Annotated in this window: 8 protein-coding genes; 3 read left to right on the forward strand and 5 right to left on the reverse strand. The window is 70.0% G+C overall.

Annotated elements, in window-relative coordinates; all coding sequences use genetic code 11:
• Nucleotides 1-33: 33 nt before the first annotated feature.
• Nucleotides 34-285: hypothetical protein (locus ACM9LD_RS20690; RefSeq protein WP_415678422.1), on the reverse strand; the 252-nt coding region annotated here is incomplete at its 5' end.
• Between the two features lie 1036 nt (nucleotides 286-1321).
• Between ACM9LD_RS20690 and ACM9LD_RS20695 the strand changes: the two genes are divergently transcribed.
• From ACM9LD_RS20695 to ACM9LD_RS20705, 3 genes are all read left to right on the forward strand, one after another.
• Entirely contained in the window at nucleotides 1322-1813 is a 492-nt protein-coding gene (locus ACM9LD_RS20695; RefSeq protein ID WP_068523327.1) for a helix-turn-helix transcriptional regulator, read from the forward strand.
• 90 nt (nucleotides 1814-1903) lie between these two features.
• Nucleotides 1904-2416 (forward strand): hypothetical protein, encoded by a 513-nt coding sequence (locus ACM9LD_RS20700; RefSeq protein WP_068523328.1) that lies wholly within the window; start codon nucleotides 1904-1906, stop codon nucleotides 2414-2416.
• The gene (locus ACM9LD_RS20705; RefSeq protein WP_224644929.1) at nucleotides 2407-3519 is read left to right on the forward strand and encodes an MAB_1171c family putative transporter; all 1113 of its coding nucleotides are present in this window, start codon (nucleotides 2407-2409) and stop codon (nucleotides 3517-3519) included. The genes ACM9LD_RS20700 and ACM9LD_RS20705 overlap by 10 nt, the downstream gene beginning before the upstream one ends.
• On the opposite strand, the gene ACM9LD_RS20710 is transcribed toward ACM9LD_RS20705, so the two are convergent.
• The 4 genes from ACM9LD_RS20710 to ACM9LD_RS20725 form a co-directional block, all read right to left on the reverse strand.
• Nucleotides 3516-4274, reverse strand: a complete 759-nt coding sequence (locus ACM9LD_RS20710; protein WP_224644930.1) for an SDR family NAD(P)-dependent oxidoreductase — start codon at nucleotides 4272-4274, stop codon at nucleotides 3516-3518. The genes ACM9LD_RS20705 and ACM9LD_RS20710 overlap by 4 nt on opposite strands.
• Before the next feature lie 59 nt (nucleotides 4275-4333).
• On the reverse strand, nucleotides 4334-5068 hold the full coding sequence (locus ACM9LD_RS20715; protein ID WP_415678423.1) for a TMEM165/GDT1 family protein: 735 nt from the start codon (nucleotides 5066-5068) through the stop codon (nucleotides 4334-4336).
• A 299-nt stretch (nucleotides 5069-5367) separates the two neighbouring features.
• On the reverse strand, nucleotides 5368-5973 hold the full coding sequence (locus ACM9LD_RS20720; protein ID WP_415678424.1) for a class I SAM-dependent DNA methyltransferase: 606 nt from the start codon (nucleotides 5971-5973) through the stop codon (nucleotides 5368-5370).
• A gap of 94 nt (nucleotides 5974-6067) precedes the next feature.
• Nucleotides 6068-6670 carry a superoxide dismutase gene (locus ACM9LD_RS20725; protein WP_224644933.1) on the reverse strand — a complete coding sequence of 201 codons (603 nt, stop codon included), beginning with the start codon at nucleotides 6668-6670 and terminating at the stop codon, nucleotides 6068-6070.
• Nucleotides 6671-6834 lie beyond the last annotated feature (164 nt).

Consider the following 6834-nt stretch of genomic DNA (forward strand, 5'->3'; position numbering starts at 1 on the left):
ACCAGCGAGGGGCTCGGGTTCCCTTCGGGCGGGCTAGGCCTGGGCCTGGCGCATGTGCGCGCGGCGCAGGGCGTCGGCGAAGCTGCCGCTGCCCAGGAGCGCGATGCCGCCGAGGATGGCGATCATCGCGGGGGAGAGCTGCCGCGCCGTCTCCGCCGCGACCGGCGCCACGCGCTGCGCGGACGTGTACGCCGCCGCGAACACGGTGCTGTTCCCGCTGCTGCCGGAGCTCTGCTCCGCCGGCGTGCGGTCGTTGTTCGACGGTGCCGGGGCCGCGGGGGCCGGNGCCGCCGGCTTCGGGGCCGCGGGCTTCGCCGGTGCGGGAGCGGGGGCCGGGAGCACCGGGCCCGCCACGACGATCGGCGGGACGATGACGGGCGCCACGACGACGGGGGCCGCGGGCGCAACTGCCGCAGGACGTGCTGCCGGAACGCTGGGGGACTGCGCGGTGCCGCCATCACTGCCGTCGTTGACCGAGGACGTCGACTCAGGGAGCGGATTGCCCGTGCGGACGCCGCTGCCGCTGGAGATCGAGGCGCCGCCGGAGCCGGTCGAGTTGCTGGAGCCGGCGGACGAGCTCGACGACGAGCCCGAATCGGAGCCCCCCGCGCTGGGGATCGTGGGCGGGGTCGCGGTGCCGGTCGAGCCGCCGCTGCTCGAGCCGCCGCCGCCGAAGATGCCGCCGATGATGCCGATCAGGCCGCCGCCGTGGCCGTGGCCCTTGTCCTCGTCCTTGCCCTTGTCCTTGTCCTTGTCGGGCTTGTTACTGCCCGTCTCGGTCTCGTCGCCCGTTGTCGTGCCGGCGCCGTTCGATGACCCGGTGTCGTTCGACTCGTCCGAGCCGCTGCCGCGAGAGGAGCTGCTGCCGGCTCCGAAGCCGTTGCTGCCGATTCGGGAGTCGCTGCCCGTCGCTCGACCCGCGGTACCTGACGTGGACGATGCGTCGCCGGCATCACTCGACGACGAGGAGTCGCTGCTTCCGGTGCTCTGCGAGGTCGAGCTACCCGAGCCGGAGCTGTTGTCGGAATCCGATGAATCGGGGGTCGCCCAAGCGGGCGCGGAGGCGATGGCGCCGATGGCGAGAGCGGTGATGCCGATGGCGCGAAGTCGACGCGGGAGATGGGTCGGACGCGACACAACACACCCCTTCCGCTCTTCATCCACAGGCGTAGGTAAGAATACAGTATCCGCCCATGCGGACGATAGTCGATCACGAAGCGGTCGTGTTCCATGGTGAAGTGCGCTATAGTGTGATCGAGGCTTGTGGACTCGCAACATAATGTGTTCCGCGGGTCACAGGTCGTGCCGGTGATAGAGAGGGATGGCACAAGTGGATACAGGTAATAAGTACGACAGCGACGCTCTGGTGGGCCAGGGCCTGTTCGCGAGTCGGCTCGAGGAGCTGTTCCGCACGGTGCCCGGCCCCAACGGCCGCGCATTCACCGCGAAGGCGATCGCCCAGCGCTCGACCGCCCTGGGCTTCCGCCTGGGCGAGTCGTACCTGAGCCAGCTGCGTTCCGGCAAGGCGAAGTCGCCGTCCTTCCGCACCGTCGAGGGCATCTCGGCTGCGTTCGGCGTGGACGTGCACTACTTCCTCGAGGACGAGGCCGCCCAGCGCACCCGTGACCAGATCCACCTCATGCGCCTGCAGGCCGACACCAAGGTGCAGATGGCCGCGTTCCGCCTGGCAGGGCTCTCGCCCGACTCGGTGAACATGGTCAACGAGCTCATCAAGGTGTTGCGGGTGCAGCAGGGCTTGCCCGCCGACCCGCCCGAGCTTCCCGTAGACTCGCGCGAAAATGAGGGGCTCTAGCCTCACCGGCTGACACGCCGCAGCCCGTCCGGGCGCCGTGAGTGTGCCTCCGGCGCGCGTCGTCCCTCTACGACCGTGTGGAGGTGGGCTGTGCGTTCCGTCAAAGCGCTGCGCCGCCTGTGTGAGAACGAGGTGCGCAGCCTCGACCTGGACCTGCCCTTCGACGCGGTCCAGCTGTGCGAGAAGTACGGCAAGCGACGCGGCCGCGACATCCTCGTGATCTCGCAGCCGCTCCCCGTCGGCATGCCGAACGGGCTGTGGCTCGTGGGCGACGACGCCGACTACTTCTTCTATCAGGCGAACACCTCGCGGACGCACCGCGACCAGATCATCATCCACGAGTTCGGCCACCTCATCGCAGGCCACCAGAACGCCGGTCCAACAGCGGCCGCACCGCAGACCGCGGAGATGTCCTCCCCGGAGGCCGACGCCGCCCTGCACCGCACCTGTTACGACGACGAGCACGAGTGGGAGGCCGAGATGATCGCCTCCATCATTCTCGGCTGGGCCTCCGAGGCCGGCGCCCTCGCGGGCCGCACCGCCAAACACGACAGCCTGCGCGGCATCCAGCGCGCCCTGGGAGGTCATTCCCGGTGGCTGTGAAGCTCGTGAACGTACTCGGCGTCGCGTTCTTCACCCTGGTGTTGTGCTGGCGCATCGACCGGCTCTACCGCGCGAAGGCCGGGATCCAGGCCGTCGCGGTCACCGTCGCCATCGCCGCGCTCACGCTCGCCGTGCTCCTCCTCGGATCGCCGCTCGCTCCCACCATCGACGGTGCGCTCTGGCGCGGCGCCTCCCGCCTCGGCGGCTACGCCTCGCTGGCGCTGGGCGTCGCGGCGCTCGCCGTCGCCTTCTTCTACGGCCCCACCGAATCCGCCCGGCAACGTCGCGCGGGGATGGAGGCCATCCCGCTCATCGCCGCCGTCGTGGGCCTGTCCGTCGCCATGAACGTGACGCCGCCGTCGTTGCGCGACGCCAGCCTCGACACGTTGACCGTGCAGGAACTGGGCTTCGCCGTCTTCTTCGTCATCGCCGGCGGCTACCTGATGTACGGGCTCGCGGACTGCGTGCTCTCCCTGACCCGGCTGATGCCCTTCGCCGACGGATACCTCACGACGTCGCTGCGGCTCATGTCGGCGGGCCTCGCGATCACCGCCGTCGGCTCGCTCACCCAGGTCGCGTTCGTGCTCACCAGCGCGGGCCACGTCGCCTCCTGGCCGGTGCTGCTCACCCTGTCGCAGGCCTGCACCGCGGGCGGCATCCTGCTGTTCGTCGTGGGCCTGAGCTACCCGGGCGTGCGCGGCTTCGTCGTGCAGATGCAGTACCGCAAGAAGCACCGCCGGGACTACAAGCGGCTCGAGCCGTTGTGGACGCTACTCACCACCGCGGTCCCCGAGGTGGTGCTCGACGCGGGCAAGGCCCGCCGCGACCCGCACCTGCGCTTCCAGCGCCGCGTCGTCGAGATCCGCGACGTGCTGGTCCAGCTCAGCCCCTACCTGCCCGAGGACTTCGGCGACGGGGTGCCCGAGGAGAACGTGCACAACCTGCTCGTCGCGATCGACCTGCGCAACGAGGCCGGGGCGGCCCCGGCACCGTCGTCGATGGTGCTGCCGCCCGACGGCCCCTCCATCGACGACGACGCCGCCCCGCTCCTCGTCCTGTCGGACGCGGTCGGGGCGACGCCGGCGGAGGAACTGCAGATCTAGCGCGGCGCCATCCGCAGCGCGCCGTCCATACGGATCGTCTCGCCGTTGATGTAGTCGTGCTCGGCGAGGAAGTAGGCCAGCTGGGCGTACTCGCTCGGCTCGCCCAGGCGCGACGGGAACGGGATGCCCGCCTCGAGCGTCTTCTTGAACTCCGGGGTCACGCCGGCCAGCATCGGGGTGTTGATGGTGCCGGGGGCGATGGTGTTCACGCGGATGCCGAACTGCGCCAGGTCGCGCGCGGCGGTGATGGTCATGGCGTGCACGCCGCCCTTGGACGCGGTGTAGGCGATCTGGCCGATCTGGCCCTCGAACGCCGCGACGGAGGCGGTGTTGACGATGAGGCCGCGGGAGCCCTGCTCGTCGACGGCCTCCTGCTTGCTCATCTGGTCGGCGGCCAGGCGCATCACGTTGAACGTGCCCACCAGGTTGATGTTGATGACCGTCTGGAACAGCTCCAGCGCGTGCGGGCCGTTCTTCGACAGGATGCGGCCCGCCCAGCCGACGCCGGCGCAGTTGACGGCCACGCGCAGCGGGCCCGCCTTGACGGCCTCGGCGATCGCGGCGAGGACCTCGTCCTCCTTGGTCACGTCGGTCGCGACGAGGTGCACGTTCTCGACCGGGGTCGCCTTGTCGATCGACGGCTGCAGGTCGAGGCCGAAGACGGTGGCGCCGGCATCGGCGAAGCGCTTCGCGGTGGCGGCGCCGAGGCCGGATGCGCCACCGGTGACGATGACGGAGGAGCCGGAGACGTCCATGGCTGGTTCCCTTCTGTAGTGGAGCGCACTCGCCGGTGGGCGGCGCGACCCACCTCACATTAGTGAAGGGCGGTTCTTCCGGGGCCGGGGGTGCTCTCCTCGGGGACCTCGGGGTTCGACGGTGCCGCCGCCGCGGCGCGGTGCGCCCGGCGCACGACGAGCCCGCCGCCGATCATCGTGACGGCGACGACCAGCCCGGTGACGATCCGGCTGGTGCCGTCGAGCTCCGGCCAGGCCTCGGCCAGGAGCCACGCGCCGAAGCCGAAGAACAGGATCGTCGCGCCGATGGCGATGGCCCGCTCCGGCAGCCTCGAGCCGAGCAGCGCGCCGACCGCGATGGCGAGGGCGTCGGCCGCGACCATGCCGAGCGTCGAGCCGACCCACACGCCGAACCAGTTGTGCTGCGTCGTGAGGGTGATGGTGGCGAGCATCGTCTTGTCGCCGAGCTCGGCGAGGAAGAACGCGGACGCCACGGCGAGGAAGACGGAGCGGGTGACCCGGTCGGCGGTGCCGCTCTCGTCGTCGGAGAGCGTGTCGCCGCGCCAGGTCCAGAAGGCGAAGACCAGCATCGAGATGCCCGCGACGGCGGTGATGAGCTGAGTGGGGATGGCGGAGCCGAGCGCGAAGCCGATGCCGACCGACGCGATGTGAGTCAGCGCCGTGGCGGCGGTGATGCCCAGCAGCACGACCCACCACTTGAAGCGGGCGGCGAAGGTCATCGCCATGAGCTGGGACTTGTCGCCGAGCTCGGCCACGAAGACCACGGCGAAACTGATGAGCAACCCGTTGAGCACGGTGCATACCTCCTGCGAAGACCTGTGCCACACGGATCCGACCGTCGGACCGCGCAAGTGGCACAAAGGTCTCGCCCACCGGAGGCTTTCCGGTTCGCGCGGCCGGGCTCTCGCCAGTGTGTCGACCGCGCGATTGGGGGCTACTCCCCTTCGTGCGAGTTCCAGGTTAGTCGCGTGACTCTGAAATGACAAGTAGCGCAGGAGTTTTGGAGCCCTGTCTCGATTCTTCACGGGCCCGGCCCGAGGGTTTCGGGTACCCGGATCCGACGGTGCCGGGCGCCCGGCGCGGTGCCGCGTGGTCAGTCGCGGACGGCGAGGAGCTGCGCCATGGGGAAGCGGTAGTCCTTGTCGCGGACGACGATCCGCCACGACTCCGCGAACCCCGCGTCCGCGAGAACGCGGGCGAACTCGTCGGGATGCCAGCGCCAGGCGGGGGCGACGGCGTGGTCGAAGGCAAGCGGCGGGCCGGGCTCGTCGGCCGCCTGGAAGGCGACCATGACGGGTGTGCCCGCGTCGACGAGTGCGGACCAGGCGCGCAGTGTTGAGCGGACTGTGGCCGGTTCCACGTGGATCAGGCTGAACCGGGCGAGGATCGCCGCGATCGGGCCGTCGGGCAGGGCGGCGAGGGAGGCGTCACCGTCGACGAGGGGCAGCTCCGGGTGCAGGCGGCGCGCGTGCGCGAGCATGCCGCGGCTGGGGTCGACGCCGATCACGTCGAGGCCGCGCCCGGCCAGGTCGGCGGCGACGTGGCCGAGCCCGCAGCCGACGTCCACCGTCCGGCCCGGGCGCCCCGCGGCGGCCTCCGCGAACGCCGCGGCGGCGTGCCGCTCGATGGGGTACTGGTACGGATCGGGGAACATCTCGGCGTACGTGTCGGCGAGGGCGTCGTATCCCGGCTGCGTCATGTGCCCACTGTGTCAGGAGGCACTGACACCGGGAACGACGAAACCCCGCCGGCGCGCTGCGCTGGACGGGGTCTCGAGGCTGAGGAAGAAGGACTCAGGCGGTGGCGGCGGCGTAGCGCGCGGCGACGTCGTCCCAGTTCACGACGTTCCACCAGGCCTTGACGTAGTCGGCCTTGACGTTCTTGTACTGCAGGTAGAAGGCGTGCTCCCACATGTCCAGCTGGAGCAGCGGGGTGAGGGCCTCCGAGATGTTGCCCTGCTGATCGGTCAGCTGCTGGATGATGAGGCGCTGGCCGATGTGGTCGTAGGCGAGCACGGACCAGCCGGAGCCCTGCAGCGTCATCGCGACGGCGTTGAAGTGCGCCTGGAACTTGTCGAAGCCGCCGAACTGATCGTCGATGGCGGCGGCCAGGTCGCCGACCGGCTTGTCGCCACCGTTGGGCGACATGTTCTTCCAGAAGATCGAGTGGTTGGTGTGGCCACCCAGGTGGAAGGCGAGGTTCTTGCTCAGCAGCGGCGCCTTGGTCGCGATCGAGCCGTCCTCGCGGGCCTCCGCGAGCTGCTCGAGGGCCTGGTTGGCGCCGGCGACGTACGCGGCGTGGTGCTTGCTGTGGTGCAGCTCCATGATCTCGGCCGAGATGTAGGGCTCGAGAGCGCTGTAGTCGTAGTCGAGTTCCGGCAGAGTGTAGACGGCCACGTCTATCCCTTCGATTGCGGAAGCGATCGCTTCCTGGTTCGTCCTTCGTACGCTTCCAGCCTTTCTTATCTGGAATGGTTCCGCAATAAGGACGGCGGAAAGCGCATGAAGTGCGGTTGAGGTTCGCGGCGGGGTCGCCGGTCTCCAGGAGGTGGGGCGGGGGC

The sequence above is a fragment of the Tsukamurella hominis genome (assembly GCF_965137015.1).
Taxonomy (GTDB): Bacteria; Actinomycetota; Actinomycetes; order Mycobacteriales; family Mycobacteriaceae; genus Tsukamurella; species Tsukamurella hominis.